This window comes from Citrobacter sp. 21OH12SH02A-Citro (assembly GCF_027919895.1).
GTDB lineage: Bacteria > Pseudomonadota > Gammaproteobacteria > Enterobacterales > Enterobacteriaceae > Citrobacter > Citrobacter braakii.
On the sequence record NZ_CP114801.1, the window covers coordinates 4,387,779 to 4,404,139 of the forward strand.

A 16,361-nucleotide genomic window follows, 5' to 3' on the forward strand; every position below is an offset into this window, starting at 1 on the left:
CGAGGTTGCCCGACTTACTGTTTATGGCTGTTATTGCGCGACTTTCTTTTTCGTCGCGCGTTTAGCTTTGGTGGCGGCAGCGATTTTAAGCGTTTTTGCCGATGGCTTTTTCGCTTTTTTATCGCCTTTCTTCTCAGCCGTTTTTTTATCCGCCTGAGGTTTGGCTCTGCCTTTCTTCTCGCCGCGGAAAGCGCTATCCGGCTCGAAATTTACTTTTTTGCCCATCTGACGACGCTTACCGGTATTTTTACCCGCATCGCCTTTTTTCGCTTTTTCACGCGCGGTTTTACCTTCATTGCGCGGTGCACGTTCGCTGGAGATCAAACTGAAGTCGATTTTACGCTCGTCCATGTTGACCGCTTCCACGCGAACTTCCACGCGATCGCCCAGGCGATACATTTGACCGCTGGATTCCCCCGTCAGACGCTGCCCAACCTGGTCAAAACGATAGTAGTCGTTATCCAGGGAGGAGACATGCACCAGACCGTCGATAAACAGCTCATCAAGACGGACGAAGAAACCAAACCCGGTCACGCTGGCGATCACGCCTTTGAAGACATTACCTACCTGATCCAGCATAAAGTCGCACTTCAGCCAGTCAGAGACGTCACGTGTGGCTTCGTCAGCACGGCGCTCGGCCATCGAACAGTGTTGACCCAGCTGCAGCATCTCTTCCATCGAATAATGGTAGCCACCCGTTTCCGTGGTGTTGCCTTTATGGCCCTGCTCCTGCGCCAGCAGATACTTAATCGCCCGGTGCAAGGAGAGATCCGGGTAACGACGGATCGGCGAGGTGAAGTGTGCATAAGATTGCAACGCAAGGCCAAAGTGACCGCGGTTTTCCGGATCGTAAATCGCCTGCTTCATTGAACGCAGCAGCATAGTTTGCAGCATTTCTGCGTCAGGACGGTCAGCAATCGACTCCAGCAGTTCAGCGTAATCACGCGGCTCGGGTTTATTACCGCCGGGCAGCTCCAGCCCCAGCTCCGCCAACACCGAACGGAACGAATTAATCGCTTCGGTCGTCGGCTTATCGTGAATACGGAACAGTGCCGGCTCTTTGGCTTTCTCAACGAATCGCGCCGCTGAGATGTTCGCCATGATCATGCACTCTTCAATCAGTTTGTGCGCGTCATTACGCTGCGTCTGCTCAATACGCTCAATACGGCGTTCAGCATTGAAGATAAACTTCGCTTCTTCACTTTCAAACGAGATACCGCCACGCTCTTCACGCGCTTTATCCAGCACTTTGTAGAGGTTATGCAGCTCTTCAATGTGTTTAACCAACGGCGCGTACTGCTCACGCAGTTCCTGATCGCCCTGCAGCATATGCCAGACCTTGGTGTAGGTCAGACGCGCATGGGAGCTCATAACCGCTTCGTAGAATTTAAAGCCTGTTAAGCGGCCTTTCGACGAAATGGTCATTTCACAGACCATACACAGCCTGTCCACCTGCGGGTTGAGCGAACACAATCCGTTAGACAGCACTTCCGGTAGCATCGGAACAACCTGCGACGGGAAGTAGACGGATGTGCCACGGCTGCGCGCTTCCTGGTCCAGCGGAGTCGGCGGGCGAACGTAATAGCTTACGTCAGCAATCGCCACCCATAAACGCCAGCCGCCGCCGCGCTTCTTCTCGCAGTAAACCGCATCATCGAAGTCACGCGCATCTTCGCCATCGATAGTGACCAGCGGCAGGGAGCGCAGATCAACACGTCCGGCTTTCGCTTCTTCCGGCACTTCTTCTTTCAGGCCGGCGACCTGTTTTTCGACCGCCTGAGGCCAGATATACGGGATTTCATGAGTACGCAGCGCCATATCAACGGCCATGCTGGTTCCCATGTTGTCGCCCAGGACTTCAACAATTTTACCCACCGCTTTAGTGCGACGTGTCGGACGCTGGGTCAGCTCAACCACGACCACAAAGCCCATACGAGCACCCATCACCTCTTCCGGCGGGATCAGGATATCAAAGCTCAGGCGGCTGTCGTCAGGGACGACAAACCCAACGCCAGCGTCGGTGAAGTAGCGACCGACAATCTGGCTGGTTTTCGGTACCAGTACGCGCACAATACGCGCTTCGCGACGACCTTTACGGTCCGCTCCCAGCGGCTGTGCCAACACTTGATCGCCATGAATGCAGGTTTTCATCTGCTCGCTGGACAGATACAGGTCATCTTTGCGGCCTTCAACGCGCAGAAAGCCGTAGCCATCACGGTGGCCAATAACGGTACCTTTCAGCAGGTCAAGACGCTCCGGCAGCGCATAGCACTGACGACGAGTGAAGACCAGTTGCCCGTCACGCTCCATGGCGCGCAGGCGGCGACGCAACGCTTCTTGCTGCTCTTCACCTTCAATGTTGAGTTCAGCGGCCAGCTCATCGCGGTTGGCCGGTTTTTCACGTTTAGTTAAATGTTCGAGGATAAATTCCCGGCTCGGGATAGGATTCGCGTATTTTTCTGCTTCGCGTTCCTGGAAAGGATCTTGTGACATCGAGGTTCCTCCATTGTCAGCTCTGATGAAGATTTTCGTCACTCCACCAGCAATAATTTATAAAGCGGTTGATTCTCTTCAACCAAATCAGCAAGTGTGTAGTTGTCCAGTTCCGTGAGAAAACTTTGCACTGCCTTAGAAAGCGCCTGTTTAAGTCGACAGGCTGGGGTAATGTGGCAAAACTCGCTGCTACAATTGACCAACGATAGTGGTTCCAGCTCGCGAACCACATCACCAATACCAATATCCTTAGCTGGTTTACCCAGGCGGATACCGCCATTTTTTCCTCGAATAGCAGTAACGAAGCCCGCACGGCTAAGTTGATTGATTATTTTGACCATATGATTACGGGACACGCCGTAGACTTCTGTCACCTCAGAAATACTGGTCATACGTCCTTCGGGAAGTGACGCCATGTAGATTAGCGCACGTAATCCGTAATCGGTGAAACTTGTTAACTGCACATCAACCTCAGGAAAAGGGATAAAACGGATAAACCTGGTGGTATTAATTACATTGATGATAAACCAGCCACCAGCCAGGTCGCTAATTTATTTCAGTTCAGGAAGGAAAAAAGCGAGGAACTTACGTGATTTTAAGCCGGATTATGATGCAAAGCGCCTCATCCGGCCTAAGATAGTGCAAGCGCAGCGCCATTCGACGCCACGCTATAACCAGAATTATGCGTCGAACGGGTCGCGCAGGATCATGGTTTCAGTACGGTCTGGGCCAGTTGAGATAATATCAATCGGCACACCGGTCAGTTCTTCAATACGCTTGATGTAGTTCAGTGCTGCCTGCGGCAGACCGCTACGTTCCTTCACTCCGAAGGTGGATTCAGACCAGCCCGGCATGGTTTCGTAGATCGGCTCGATACCTTTCCAGTCGTCTGCAGCCAGCGGGGTAGTCGTTACTTCACGGCCATCCGGCATACGGTAAGCGACACAGATTTTCACCTCTTTCAAACCGTCCAGTACGTCCAGTTTGGTCAGGCAGAAGCCAGACAGGGAGTTAATCTGTACTGCACGGCGTACCGCAACGGAGTCCAGCCAACCGGTGCGACGACGACGACCGGTGGTCGCGCCATACTCGTTACCTTGTTTGCACAGGAACTCGCCAACGTCATCAAACAGCTCGGTCGGGAACGGACCCGCGCCTACGCGTGTTGAGTAAGCTTTGATGATACCCAGAACGTAATCCACATAACGTGGACCCAGGCCGGAGCCGGTCGCCACGCCACCTGCGGTGGTGTTGGAAGACGTTACATACGGATAGGTACCGTGGTCGATATCCAGCAGGGTACCCTGTGCGCCTTCGAACATGACGAAATCGCCACGCTTACGCGCCTGGTCCAGCAGATCGGAAACATCAACAACCATAGAGGTCAGGATGTCGGCAATCGCCATCACATCATCCAGCACTTTCTGGTAGTCAACTGCTTCAACTTTATAGAAATTCACCAGCTGGAAGTTGTGATATTCCATCACTTCTTTCAGTTTTTCAGCGAAGGTTGCTTTATCAAACAGATCGCCAACGCGCAGACCGCGACGAGCTACTTTGTCTTCATAAGCCGGACCGATGCCACGACCGGTGGTACCGATCGCTTTCTCGCCACGCGCTTTCTCACGAGCATTATCCAACGCAACGTGATAATCAAGGATCAGCGGACAAGCTTCAGACAACAGCAGGCGCTCGCGAACCGGGATGCCACGATCTTCCAGTCCTTTCATTTCTTTCATCAGCGCGGACGGAGACAGTACAACACCGTTACCGATGATGCTGATGACATTCTCGCGAAGAATACCTGATGGAATAAGATGGAGGACGGTTTTTTCACCGTTGATTACGAGAGTATGGCCTGCGTTGTGACCACCCTGGTAGCGCACAACATATTTAGCCCGTTCAGTCAGAAGATCGACGATCTTCCCTTTACCTTCGTCACCCCATTGGGTGCCCAGTACGACGACGTTGTTACCCATTTTTCAAAATCACCGTTTGCTTAAAAATGGATTCTACCACCGCTTTTTCAGATATACAGCACTTTTTGCATGCGAAAATCCGCAAAATAGGCTACTTATTGATCAGCCAATCGTTTTCCTCAACATGTAGTAGACCACAACGCCCGCAACCACAAGACCTCCACCAAAACGACGCAAAATATTTTCGGGAAGTTGCGCCATTGCGGAAATCATTTTCTTCCACGCGCGGGGATAAAGCATAGGGCCCAGGCCTTCCAGCACCAAAACCAGCGCGAGCGCCAGCAAAATTGTTGAATTCATCCATCGTCCTTTTATAAAAAGAAAACCACCGCATCCCTGGGGATGCCGGTGGTTTTGCTGGTTTAAAACCGCTGGAAATTTATTAGCGTGTCGTAGTGCTCGGTGTCTTCATGTAGCGGAAGAAATCGCTGTCCGGGCTCATGACCATCACGTCCTGGTTGCCTTCGAAGCTCTTCTCGTAAGCTCGCAGGCTACGGATGAAGGCGTAGAAGTCAGGATCCTGGCTGAACGCATCGGCAAACAGTTTAGCGGCTTCTGCATCGCCTTCACCGCGCATGATGCGGCCCTGACGCTCAGATTCTGCCAGCGTTTTGGTCACTTCATAATCCGCCGTGGCACGCAGTTTTTCCGCTTCTTCCTGACCTTGTGAACGATGGCGACGTGCTACCGCTTCACGCTCAGCGCGCATACGGTTGTAGATAGCCTCAGACACTTCAGCAGGCAGGTTGATTTGCTTGATACGCACGTCAACCACTTCGATGCCCAATGCCGCCATACTGTTCGGGTTGATGACCGGTACTTTACCGTTTGTTTCAGCCTGAACACGCTCAGCAGCTTCGGCAATCGCGCTATCTGCCGCCGGAGTCGCGACTTCATCTTCCGTGCCAGCAGAACCGGAGTTCAGCGCATCACGAACTTCCAGCGTCAGACGACCGCGGGAATCGGTAACGATGTCTTTCACGTCCAGACGACCAATTTCAGAACGCAGACGGTCAGAGAACTTACGTTTCAGCAGGACTTCTGCCTGAGAAACATCGCCACCGCCCGTTGCCAGGTAGTAACGGCTAAAGTCACTGATGCGCCACTTAATGTAGGAGTCAACGATCAGGTCTTTCTTCTCTTTGGTAACAAAGCGATCGGCCTGGTTGTCCATGGTCTGAATACGCGCATCCAGCATCTTCACAGATTCAATAAACGGAATCTTGAAGTGCAGGCCTGGTGCAACAACCAGCGGCTTGTTTTCATCGTCACGCAGAACTTTACCAAAGCGCAGAGTAATCCCGCGCTCGCCTTCTTTGACCACAAAGACAGACATGAACAGAACTACCAGAACGATGATGATAATCGCAATAACTGACTTACGCATCGTTATTCCCCCTGACGCTGGTAGTCGTTACGCTGCGCGTTCGCGCGGCGTTGGTCCATAATATCGCCCTGACTGGTGGACGAGGTATTGCTTGCTCCAGTGCCGGACGTCGTTGCTGGCGGCAGACGCAGCAGGTTTGAACTGCTGTCACTCTTTGCTGCTGGCGCACTACCGCCTTTCAGCATTTGATCCAGCGGCAGAACCATCAGATTGCTGCCCTTATCGTTAACCAGGACTTTGCGGGTATTGCTCAGCACTTTTTCCATGGTTTCGATATACAGACGCTCGCGAGTAATTTGCGGTGCGGCTTTATATTCCGGCAGAATTTTTGCGAAACGAGCCACTTCACCCTGTGCTTCCAGGATGGTTCGCGTTTTGTAAGCACGCGCTTCTTCCAGAATACGCTGCGCCTGACCGTTAGCACGTGGCTGAACTTCGTTGGTGTACGCTTCTGCTTCACGGATGTACTGCTGCTCGTTTTCACGTGCTGCAATGGCATCGTCAAACGCGGCTTTTACTTCTTCCGGCGGACGTGCTGCCTGGAAGTTGACGTCCAGCAGGGTGATACCCATGTTGTACGGACGGATCGTTTCTTCCAGTTCACGCTGGGTATCGCTACGAATAACGGTACGCCCTTCGGTCAGGATACGGTCCATGGTGTATTTACCGATAACCCCACGCAGGGCGCTGTCGGTTGCCTGACGCAGACTGTCATCCGCGCTGGTTACGCTAAACAGGTAACGCTGCGGATCGGTCACGCGGTACTGCACGTTCATTTCAACGCGTACGACGTTTTCGTCAGAGGTCAGCATCACGCCGGATGCGGCAAGTTCACGCACGGCTTCCACGTTGACCGGGGTCACTTCGTCGACAAAGGTCGGTTTCCAGTTCAGACCCGGTTCAACCAAATGGCTGAATTTACCGAAGCGTGTCACCACGCCGCGTTCCGCTTCTTTAATGGTGTAGAAACCGCTGGCCGCCCAGATAATGACGATAGCTGCCGCTGCGATAGTAAAAACTCGACCACCCAATTGCGGACGCGGGCCTTGCGATGAGCTACCGCCGCCAGAACCAGCACCTTTACCGCCACCCAGACCACCGAGCTTTTTACTCAGTTTGCGGAAGATATCATCCAGATCGGGAGGTCCCTGATCGCGACCACCTTTGTTTCCATTTCCCTCAGGGTTGCCGCCAGGTTTGCTGCTTCCCCACGGGTCGCGGTCTTGTCCGTTATTACCGGGCTGATTCCACGCCATTTTTGTGCTCCATATTTGTTATGCGATGCTATACCTGCGTATTTTGCGCTGCCGATGCGTTGGCTACGCCCTTTAATCTCAGTCACATAGTTGACTATGCTCCTGAAGATTTCAGGACTTGCCACCTTCATGCTGCACAAAACCCACAAGGTATAGAGGCGAAAAAATCTTCAGGCCATATCCGTCAGGTCAGACAATATAGTCTTCCAGTGCCGGTTCTTGTTTACAGAGGCGACGCCAGTCTACGATCGGCATACGAACCTGCAGACCTACGCTGCCGTCCTCCTCCATCCACTCTCTTTCTATTGCCTGAAGTTGGTAAAACCGGCTTCTCAGACGCCCTTCCTGCGGCGGCAAACGCAACGTATGCTGCGCCACCTCACCGGAAAGTCGCTCAGTCAAAGCCTGAAAAAGCTGTGGTATACCTATTCCCGTTTGCGCTGAAACCCAAACGCGAATGGGTTTATTCTCTTCATCTCTGTCGATACGTGGTTCAAAATCATCCAGCATATCGATTTTATTCATCACCAGCAGAGTCGGGATCTCATGCGCATCGATCTCTTCGAGCACCGTGTCGACGGCCTCGATGTTTTCCTGCACACGAAAATCTGCAGCATCAATAACATGCAGCAGCAATGTCGCCTGACGCGTTTCCTGCAGGGTGGCTTTAAACGCCGCCACCAGGTCGTGCGGCAAATGACGGATAAACCCTACGGTATCCGCCAGCACGGTTTCACCGACGTCCGCTACGTCTATACGGCGCAGCGTTGGGTCCAGGGTCGCAAACAGCTGATCCGCTGCGTAAACCCGGGCTTCGGTGATCTGGTTGAACAGGGTGGATTTTCCGGCGTTGGTATATCCCACCAGTGATACGGTTGGGACATCCGCTTTCTTGCGCGACTGTCGCCCCTGCTCACGTTGCTTTTCAACTTTTTCCAGGCGCGACTGTATTTGCAAAATGCGATTACGCAGCAAACGACGGTCGGTTTCGAGCTGGGTTTCACCCGGACCGCGCAAACCAATCCCGCCCTTTTGCCTTTCAAGGTGGGTCCAGCCACGGACCAGACGAGTAGCCATATGGCGCAACTGCGCCAGCTCAACCTGCAACTTACCCTCATGGGTGCGCGCACGCTGGGCAAAAATATCTAAAATAAGACCTGTCCTGTCGATAACAAGACACTGGCACAACTGTTCCAGGTTACGTTCCTGGGCGGGGCTTAGAGCATGATCAAAAATCACCACCGCAGCGCCAGTCGCTTTTACGGCTTCCGCAATTTCGATTGCCTTACCTTCACCAACAAAATACTTCGGGTGCGGTGCTTTACGGCTCCCGGTAATCACCTGCATTGCTTCGACACCGGCGGAAGAAACCAGAGATTCAAACTCCTGGAGGTCTTCCATATCTTTGTCTTGCGAAAAATAGATGTGTACCAGTACCGCCTGCTCACCGGCATCATAACGGTCAAACAAGCGTCAACCCCTTAATATATATCAACGGGGAACGCAGGATCGCTGGCTCCCCGTGTGTAAAACAGCTAACAACCTTATTCGGTTTCTTCGCTGTCCTGTTGCGCAGATGAACCTTGCGCGTTGCTACCGTGATGGTAGTTGCTGCCAGTGCCGCCGGTGGCATTATTGCTGTGATGAGAAACCGGGCGAGACGGGACAACAGTAGAAATCGCGTGCTTATAAACCATCTGGCTGACCGTGTTTTTCAACAGGATCACGAACTGATCAAAAGACTCGATTTGACCTTGCAGCTTAATACCATTCACCAAATAAATAGAAACTGGAACACGTTCCCGACGCAGTGCGTTCAGGAACGGATCTTGTAAAGATTGCCCCTTAGCCATTCTCTCTTTTCCTTATATGCTTATTTGTACTTTGAACCTTTCGATTCTGAAAAATTGCGCACGATACGTTTCAATTGTACACATTCAGTTCGCGATAGCACCAACAACCTGTAATACTTCGTTTCGCGCCTGGTCAGGCTTTTCACTGTCAAGCCAGTGCACCCCTTCCCAACCACGCAACCAGGTTACCTGTCGCTTCGCCAACTGCCTCGTGGCGCAAACACCTCTATAAACCATTTCATCGTATGAAATTTCGCCTTCAATGTATGACCACATCTGGCGATACCCTACACAACGAATGGAAGGCAAATCCGTATGCAAATCTCCACGGGCAAATAGCGCCCGGACTTCTGCTTCAAAACCTGAAGCCAACATCTGATGAAAACGCTGCTCAATTCGCTGATGGAGCAGTTCACGGCTCGCCGGGGCGATAGCAAACTGATGCACCTGATACGGCAAAGCATCTCCTGACGTTTGCGTCAGCTCCGTTAAAGTTTTACCCGAAATGAAAAAAACTTCCAGTGCCCGGGAAAGTCTTTGCGGATCATTTGGATGAATACGCGCCGCAGCCACCGGATCTATTTCCTGAAGCTGTCGGTGTAACGCGTCCCACCCATGCTCTGCCGCCTGCTGCTCAATTCTGGCCCTGACTTCCGGATCTGCCGACGGTAACGGCGACAGCCCTTCAAGCAAGGCTTTGAAATATAACATTGTGCCGCCCACCAGCAGCGGAATACGCCCCGCGGCGGTGATATCAGCCATCTCGGCTAACGCATCGCGGCGAAAATCCGCAGCAGAGTACGCCTGGGACGGATCGCGGATATCCAGCAACCGGTGCGGCGCGGCCTGTAATTCATCTGCATCAGGCTTGGCTGTACCGATATCCATCCCCTTGTAAATAAGGGCGGAATCAACGCTTATCAACTCTACAGGCAAAACTTTACGCAATTCAATTGCCAGTGCCGTTTTACCGGAGGCCGTCGGCCCCATCAAAAAAATCGCCTTTGGCAGGCTCGCCTTACGGGTATCACTCATGTTTCAGGGCATTCATTACCGAATGTAAATCAACAGGTTGTAACAAACCACCCGGCGGCGCCTTCACGAGTTGTGGGCAAAGCCGCTCAACATCCGCTAACAGCGTAATCGCCTGAGCCATGCTCCACTGCGGATGCTCGCTAATCAGATTACGTGCAATCCACTGTGCAATATTGCCCGGTTCGAATTCGGACTGCTGCGCCAGGTAGCCTATCAGTTCAGGAATCAAGATTTGTAAATTTTGTTGGCGTAAGGGTAAAGGCACCGCCCGGATGGTCACATGCTGTGCATCCAGTTGAAATTCAATACCCAACTCAGCCAGTTGGCTCTGCCCTTTTTGCAGCGCCGCTTTTTCATCAGCGGTCACTTTTAGACGTAAAGGGATCAGTAACGGCTGAGCGCAAACGACGCCCTGGTCCGGCGTTAACTGCGCCTGACGTAGCCAACGTTCCGCCACCGGCAATGCCAGCAACCGAATGTGACCATCGCATTCGAGTAATGCGCAGTCCGTACCGACAATGGTTAGCACCCGCCCAAAGCCCTGACCGTTGCCGGTCAGAGGTGCTGATGGCGTTTCAGAAACCGGCGTTTTCCGCGGCGGAACCGGCGTCTGTAGCAGTTGCTGATAAATCTCACCCTGCTGCTTTTGATATCCAGGTTGGGCATGAGGCCAGCTGGCCCCCGTCTGACGGCTACCACTACTGCCAGCGCCAGCAGATGCTGAGTAACGCGGCGTCGCAGGTTCACGCGCCGGGGCCGGTTCGGCAAAATGGTTACGCCCGGCCGCGACGCGGTTTTCCGGGATGTGCCTTGGGGCAGGCTCGTCGTCATCAGCCAACGGCAGCGGCGTTTCAAGCTGCTGTTGCAGGACGCTCAACACGCCCTGGTAAATAAAATCATGCACCAGGCGGGACTGATGAAAACGGACCTCATGTTTGGCGGGATGTACGTTAACATCCACCTGATGCGGGTCGATTTCCAGATACAGCACAAAAGCGGGCTGCTGATCGGCTCCCAGCTTATCTTCACAGGCCTGGCGGATAGCATGGTTGATCAGCCGGTCGCGCATCATCCGGCCATTCACATAACAGTACTGGATTTCCGCCAGCGCCGCCGTTGTGTGGTTAGGATCGGCCACCCAACCGCGCAGCGTTAAATCGCCATGCTGCCATTCAATCGCCAGCGCATGTTCCAGAAACGGCGAGCCGCAAATCGCGCCCAGTCGGCGCTCCTGCTGCCCATCCGCGGCCACTGCCCGGTACTGACGCACCACTTTGCCGTTGTGCGACAAATTAATCGTCACATCAAAACGTGCCAGCGCAATGCGGCGGATTATTTCGTCGATATGATTAAATTCAGTTTTCTCGGTGCGCATAAACTTGCGCCGCGCCGGAGTGTTGTAGAACAGATCTAACACCTCCAGCGTGGTTCCCACCGGATGCGCAGCGGGTTTAACCGTCACATCCATGTCGCGCCCTTCGGCATAAGCTTGCCAGGCTTCAGGTTGTTCTTGCGTACGCGACGTCAGGGTTAAACGAGAAACGGAGCTGATACTGGCCAGCGCTTCGCCGCGAAACCCGAGGCTCACGATGGCTTCGAGATCGTCAAGCGAGGAAATTTTACTGGTGGCATGACGCGCCAGCGCCAGCGCCAGCTCGTCTTTTTTAATCCCGCAGCCGTTGTCACGAATACGGATAAGCTTCGCGCCGCCGCGCTCAATATCAATATCAATGCGCGTCGCACCAGCATCAATACTGTTTTCCACCAGCTCCTTCACCACTGACGCAGGCCGTTCTACCACCTCGCCTGCGGCAATCTGGTTCGCCAGCTGTGGCGGTAGAACCTGAATCGGCATGGCTAATCCTTAATTTGTTAACGTGTTGCCAGGCGATACCGCACTCGCGGTTTGCGCCGGTGTGCCTTGAGGCCCGGTTTGCATCGGGTGCGCCTGGAAATAGTTACGCAATCCTTTGTAAATTGCCTCGGCCAGCTGCTGCTGGTAGTCATCACTCGCCAACAGACGCTCTTCGCTGTTGTTACTGATAAAGCCAGTTTCAACCAGCACTGACGGGATATCAGGCGAACGTAATACCCCAAGGCTGGCGTGTTCCGGACGACGCTTATGCATCGAGCCAATACGTTCTAACTGGCCGATCATGCTGGTCGCTACATCATACCCAACGCGTTGCGAATGACCGAACTGCAGATCCAACACGGCCTGGCTGAGATAAGGATCGGACTGGCTGTTTGCCAGAACATCGCCCGCCCCACCCAACAGTTCCGATTGCTTTTCGTGCTGTTCCAGCCAGCCGGCCATCTCACTGTTTGCCCGACGGTTTGACAGTACCCAGACGGAAGCACCAGTGGCATCCCGGTTTGGCGCAGCATCCGCATGAATAGAGACCAGGAAGTTGGCGTTTTGTTTACGCGCAACGTCTGAACGCCCCATCACCGAGATAAAGTAATCGCCATCACGGGTGAGTACGCCTTTAAACATCGGGTCATCATTGAGCAAACTGCGCAGTTTGCGCGCTACGGCAATCGTGATGTTTTTCTCACGTGTGCCACCGGGACCAATAGCGCCAGGATCCTGCCCGCCGTGTCCGGCATCAATGGCGATAACTACTTTTTCGCCGTTACTGGTACTGGCGCGCGCCGCAGGTCGTGTGGAGGTATTACTGTTGGTTACCATCGTGGTGCGATCGTTTTCCGCTTTAAACGGATTACGCGCAGGCTCGGCAGGGCGCGGGGCGATAACCGGCGCTTCAACACGCTTCGCAACCACTGGAGGTGGTGGAGGCGGCGGTGGCGCATCAGCTTTGATGGTAAACACGACGGTATAATTGCCGCCGTTCTGGCGTTTTACGGCTTCGGCTTTGCCGTTCTCGGTTAAATCCACCACCAGGCGCAGAGACTGCGCATCTTTTGGCGTGCCGGAACGGATAGATTTCACCAGATTATTGCCGCTAAACAGCAGCGGTAACCCCTGAATCACACCGGTTTGTTTAATATCCAACGCGACGGTTCGTTTCCCGTCCTGCGAAACTGCGTATTCAGGATCGCCAATAAAGCTCAGCGTAATCCGCGCTTGTTGATCGCCATTGGACACCTGAAGATCGGAGAGGCTGGCGGCCCCTGCCTGCGCGCACAGCAGGACCAGTGTTGCCATCAGCCAGTTTCTGATGCGATAAATCATCCCGCCACCCTTAAGGTTAATCGGCTAAACGCGCCAGCAATAAATCACCCGATGAGGAGACTGCGCTTATGCGCGCCTCTCGACCTTGCGCCTGATATTCAATGTGTATTTCGACGTCCGGGTCTGGCAGTACACCTTTACCTTGTTGCGGCCATTCCACCAGGCAGATGGCGTCATTGGCAAAATAATCGCGGATCCCCATAAATTCCAGCTCCTCTGGGTCCGCAAGTCGGTACAGATCGAAGTGATATACCATCAAATTATCGAGCGAATAGGGTTCAACCAGCGTATAGGTGGGGCTTTTTACATTTCCTTTGTGACCTAACGCCTGCAGGAATCCCCGGCTGAAAGTGGTTTTACCCGCCCCCAGGTCGCCGTACAAATAAATTACCGTCGCGCCATCACAGGCTTTGGCTACCCGCAGTCCCAGGTCTAAAGTCGCCTGCTCATCAGGTAGTGGAATTACTCGATTCATCATGATAAACGTCAATCACATCAGGGTTAACAATACGCTGTAGCGTGGTAAAGAGATCTGTCGCCAGCATGCCGCGCGTACCATAACGCGCCGCCAGCACATCCGCCGCCGCACCGTGCGCGACACATCCCGCACATGCCGCATCATACGGGGTAAGCTTCTGTCCGAGCAATGCGCCAATAATACCGGAAAGCACATCACCCATTCCGCCGCTGGCCATTCCAGCATTGCCGGTATCAATAATACCCAATTCGGCCTGTTCGGCAGCAACAACCGTACCCGCGCCTTTCAGCACGACGACGCCTCCGTACCGTTTTACCAGACGTTGTGCACAAAGTAATCGATCGTCTTCAATTTCTGCAATGGAACAGCCCAGAAGTCGCGCGGCTTCACCAGGATGCGGCGTGATCACGCGATTGTGACGTTTATCGGGGTTGATTGCCAGCAGGTTCAGCGCATCCGCATCCCAGAGCATCGGTTTGCGAAAATTTTCTACCTTTTGCAGCGCTTTTTTACCCCATTCCTGCTGACCAAGCCCAGGTCCTATCACCACAACATCCGCCCACGCCAGGCTCTCCTCCAGAGTCTGCGGCGTCAGCGCATCGACCATCAGTTCCGGTCTGGCAGTCAGAATAGGCGCAATATTTTCACTACGGGTCAGCACTTTAACCAGCCCGGCTCCTGCACGCAGCGCCGCTTCACCGGCCATGCGTATTGCGCCAGCCGTGCCGTGGTCACCACCGATGATCACCAGCCGACCGTGGGAGCCTTTGTGCGAGGTGGGTCGACGCGGCGTTAACCAGTGTACAAGCTGTTGAGCATCAAACCGTTGCAGCGGCGCGTTCTGCCCCGCCAGCCAGTCGTCCAGACCGAGTGCGTTAACATGCAGGCGTCCGGTGACATCGCGCGCTTTACCGGTTAGCAGACCAGGCTTTAACGCAATAAAGGTCACGGTGTGCGCAGCGTTGATAACCGCGCCCGGCGCCGCGCCCGTCTGCGCCAGCAAGCCGGATGGAATGTCTATCGCCACGACAGGAGCAGGATGGTGATTGGCACGTTCGATCAATACCGAGAGAGGCTCACGCGGCGCGTGTTTTAAGCCCGTGCCTGACAGCGCATCAATAATGACATCCACGCGATCTGGCCAATTGATATCCGCAGCATGAATGACGCCACCGGCGTTAAGCCAGGCGTCGCGCGCCTGCTGTGCTTCCTCGGGGAGCGCTTTATCACTCTCCTGCGCCAGCAACGTAATATCAAGCCCCTGAGCTTTGGCAAGCCTTGCCACCACGTAACCATCACCACCGTTGTTGCCATGACCACATAGCACCAGCCAGTGCTTAGCGTTTGGATATGTCTCGCGGGTGACCTGAAACGCCGCCTCTCCCGCCCGTTGCATCAGCTCGTACAACGTCAGTCCTAAACTGTCTGCCGCCTCTCGCTCCATCCGCCTGATGTCATCGGCGTGCCAAATGGAGTGTGGTATACTTGCGGGGTTTTTCTTCATTGTATGGTCCGTCATGTCAGAGCCCCTCGATCTCAATCAGTTAGCGCAAAATATTAAGCAGTGGGGGCTGGAGCTTGGCTTTCAGCAGGTCGGTATTGCCGATACCGACCTCAGCGAAGCGGAGCCCAAACTGCAGGCCTGGCTGGATAAACACTATCACGGCGAGATGGACTGGATGGCCCGTCACGGCATGATGCGCGCCCGACCTCACGAATTATTACCCGGTACGCTACGTGTCATCAGCGTACGTATGAACTATCTTCCTGCCAATGCGGCCTTTGCCAGCACGTTGAAAAACCCCTCTCTGGGTTACGTCAGCCGTTACGCGCTTGGGCGCGACTACCATAAACTGCTGCGTAACCGCTTAAAAAAGCTGGGGGAGAGAATTCAACAGCACTGCGTTTCGCTGAATTTTAGACCTTTTGTCGATTCTGCGCCCATTCTTGAGCGTCCATTAGCGGAAAAAGCCGGGCTTGGCTGGACAGGTAAGCACTCACTTATCCTCAATCGCGCAGCCGGTTCATTTTTCTTTCTCGGGGAATTACTGATCGATTTGCCCCTGCCGGTCGACAACCCAGTAGAAGAAGGATGCGGGAAATGCGTCGCCTGTATGACCATCTGTCCCACCGGAGCCATCGTTGAACCCTACACGGTAGATGCGCGCCGCTGTATCTCTTATCTCACTATCGAACTGGAAGGTGCGATCCCGGAAGAATTTCGTCCCCTGTTGGGGAATCGAATTTACGGCTGCGATGATTGCCAGCTCATTTGCCCGTGGAACCGTTACTCGCAGTTGACGACAGAGGATGACTTCAACCCACGCAAACAACTTCATGCTCCAGAGTTAATAGAGCTGTTTAGCTGGAGCGAAGCGTGGTTTTTAAAAGTCACGGAGGGGTCTGCTATTCGTCGTATTGGTCACCTGCGCTGGCTGCGAAATATCGCTGTTGCGCTGGGTAATGCCCCATGGGATGAAGCCGTTATTCACGCGCTGGAAAGTCGCAGAGGTGAGCACCCACTTCTCGACGAACACATAGAGTGGGCGGTTGCTCAGCAAATCGAGAAGCGAAATGCCTGCGTAGTTGAAGTGCAGTTACCGAAGAAACAACGTTTGGTCAGGGTCATTGAAAAGGGTCTGCCGCGTGACGCTTAAGTCATCCACAGCTTGTGTATAAAAATA

14 protein-coding genes are annotated in these 16,361 nt (G+C 53.7%); 1 reads left to right on the forward strand and 13 read right to left on the reverse strand.

Annotation, left to right across the window (positions count from 1 at the left end; all coding sequences use genetic code 11):
* Positions 1 to 30: 30 nt before the first annotated feature.
* The 13 genes from rnr to nnr form a co-directional block, all read right to left on the reverse strand.
* Complete coding sequence (rnr, locus tag O6D90_RS21175; RefSeq protein WP_016151418.1) at positions 31 to 2,493, reverse strand: ribonuclease R; 2,463 nt, start codon at positions 2,491 to 2,493, stop codon at positions 31 to 33.
* A gap of 38 nt (positions 2,494 to 2,531) precedes the next feature.
* On the reverse strand, positions 2,532 to 2,957 hold the full coding sequence (nsrR, locus tag O6D90_RS21180; protein ID WP_003025609.1) for a nitric oxide-sensing transcriptional repressor NsrR: 426 nt from the start codon (positions 2,955 to 2,957) through the stop codon (positions 2,532 to 2,534).
* A gap of 216 nt (positions 2,958 to 3,173) precedes the next feature.
* The gene (purA, locus tag O6D90_RS21185; RefSeq protein ID WP_003025606.1) at positions 3,174 to 4,472 is read right to left on the reverse strand and encodes an adenylosuccinate synthase; all 1,299 of its coding nucleotides are present in this window, start codon (positions 4,470 to 4,472) and stop codon (positions 3,174 to 3,176) included.
* A 102-nt stretch (positions 4,473 to 4,574) separates the two neighbouring features.
* The gene (locus O6D90_RS21190; protein ID WP_005122170.1) at positions 4,575 to 4,772 is read right to left on the reverse strand and encodes a DUF2065 domain-containing protein; all 198 of its coding nucleotides are present in this window, start codon (positions 4,770 to 4,772) and stop codon (positions 4,575 to 4,577) included.
* A gap of 82 nt (positions 4,773 to 4,854) precedes the next feature.
* On the reverse strand, positions 4,855 to 5,859 hold the full coding sequence (gene hflC, locus O6D90_RS21195; protein ID WP_016155510.1) for a protease modulator HflC: 1,005 nt from the start codon (positions 5,857 to 5,859) through the stop codon (positions 4,855 to 4,857).
* Between the two features lie 2 nt (positions 5,860 to 5,861).
* Positions 5,862 to 7,115, reverse strand: a complete 1,254-nt coding sequence (gene hflK, locus O6D90_RS21200; RefSeq protein ID WP_016151416.1) for an FtsH protease activity modulator HflK — start codon at positions 7,113 to 7,115, stop codon at positions 5,862 to 5,864.
* A gap of 189 nt (positions 7,116 to 7,304) precedes the next feature.
* Entirely contained in the window at positions 7,305 to 8,585 is a 1,281-nt protein-coding gene (gene hflX, locus O6D90_RS21205; RefSeq protein ID WP_016151415.1) for a ribosome rescue GTPase HflX, read from the reverse strand.
* 74 nt (positions 8,586 to 8,659) lie between these two features.
* Positions 8,660 to 8,968: an RNA chaperone Hfq gene (hfq, locus tag O6D90_RS21210; RefSeq protein ID WP_003025584.1), complete on the reverse strand. Its 309-nt coding sequence runs from the start codon at positions 8,966 to 8,968 to the stop codon at positions 8,660 to 8,662.
* An 84-nt stretch (positions 8,969 to 9,052) separates the two neighbouring features.
* The gene (gene miaA / locus O6D90_RS21215) at positions 9,053 to 10,003 is read right to left on the reverse strand and encodes a tRNA (adenosine(37)-N6)-dimethylallyltransferase MiaA (protein WP_016151413.1); all 951 of its coding nucleotides are present in this window, start codon (positions 10,001 to 10,003) and stop codon (positions 9,053 to 9,055) included.
* A complete protein-coding gene (gene mutL / locus O6D90_RS21220; protein ID WP_016155509.1) occupies positions 9,996 to 11,858 on the reverse strand; it encodes a DNA mismatch repair endonuclease MutL in 1,863 nt (620 codons plus the stop codon). Before mutL ends, miaA begins: the two co-directional genes overlap by 8 nt.
* Before the next feature lie 9 nt (positions 11,859 to 11,867).
* Positions 11,868 to 13,199, reverse strand: a complete 1,332-nt coding sequence (gene amiB / locus O6D90_RS21225) for an N-acetylmuramoyl-L-alanine amidase AmiB (RefSeq protein ID WP_016155508.1) — start codon at positions 13,197 to 13,199, stop codon at positions 11,868 to 11,870.
* A 16-nt stretch (positions 13,200 to 13,215) separates the two neighbouring features.
* Positions 13,216 to 13,677 (reverse strand): tRNA (adenosine(37)-N6)-threonylcarbamoyltransferase complex ATPase subunit type 1 TsaE, encoded by a 462-nt coding sequence (gene tsaE / locus O6D90_RS21230; RefSeq protein WP_016151410.1) that lies wholly within the window; start codon positions 13,675 to 13,677, stop codon positions 13,216 to 13,218.
* Positions 13,649 to 15,196, reverse strand: a complete 1,548-nt coding sequence (nnr, locus tag O6D90_RS21235; RefSeq protein WP_071600284.1) for a bifunctional ADP-dependent NAD(P)H-hydrate dehydratase/NAD(P)H-hydrate epimerase — start codon at positions 15,194 to 15,196, stop codon at positions 13,649 to 13,651. Before nnr ends, tsaE begins: the two co-directional genes overlap by 29 nt.
* Here nnr and queG point away from each other — a divergent pair.
* Positions 15,195 to 16,334, forward strand: a complete 1,140-nt coding sequence (gene queG, locus O6D90_RS21240; RefSeq protein WP_016155506.1) for a tRNA epoxyqueuosine(34) reductase QueG — start codon at positions 15,195 to 15,197, stop codon at positions 16,332 to 16,334. The genes nnr and queG overlap by 2 nt on opposite strands.
* Positions 16,335 to 16,361: the final 27 nt, after the last annotated feature.

Excerpts from the sequence above, each read along its gene's own strand:
- rnr (WP_016151418.1), bottom strand. The coding sequence starts at position 2,493 with ATGTCACAAGATCCTTTCCAGGAACGCGAAGCAGAAAAATACGCGAAT.
- purA (WP_003025606.1), bottom strand. The coding sequence starts at position 4,472 with ATGGGTAACAACGTCGTCGTACTGGGCACCCAATGGGGTGACGAAGGT.
- O6D90_RS21190 (WP_005122170.1), bottom strand. The coding sequence starts at position 4,772 with ATGAATTCAACAATTTTGCTGGCGCTCGCGCTGGTTTTGGTGCTGGAA.
- hflC (WP_016155510.1), bottom strand. The coding sequence starts at position 5,859 with ATGCGTAAGTCAGTTATTGCGATTATCATCATCGTTCTGGTAGTTCTG.
- hflK (WP_016151416.1), bottom strand. The coding sequence starts at position 7,115 with ATGGCGTGGAATCAGCCCGGTAATAACGGACAAGACCGCGACCCGTGG.
- hfq (WP_003025584.1), bottom strand. The coding sequence starts at position 8,968 with ATGGCTAAGGGGCAATCTTTACAAGATCCGTTCCTGAACGCACTGCGT.
- miaA (WP_016151413.1), bottom strand. The coding sequence starts at position 10,003 with ATGAGTGATACCCGTAAGGCGAGCCTGCCAAAGGCGATTTTTTTGATG.
- mutL (WP_016155509.1), bottom strand. The coding sequence starts at position 11,858 with ATGCCGATTCAGGTTCTACCGCCACAGCTGGCGAACCAGATTGCCGCA.
- amiB (WP_016155508.1), bottom strand. The coding sequence starts at position 13,199 with ATGATTTATCGCATCAGAAACTGGCTGATGGCAACACTGGTCCTGCTG.
- tsaE (WP_016151410.1), bottom strand. The coding sequence starts at position 13,677 with ATGATGAATCGAGTAATTCCACTACCTGATGAGCAGGCGACTTTAGAC.
- queG (WP_016155506.1), top strand. The coding sequence starts at position 15,195 with ATGTCAGAGCCCCTCGATCTCAATCAGTTAGCGCAAAATATTAAGCAG.
- nnr (WP_071600284.1), bottom strand. The coding sequence starts at position 15,196 with ATGACGGACCATACAATGAAGAAAAACCCCGCAAGTATACCACACTCC.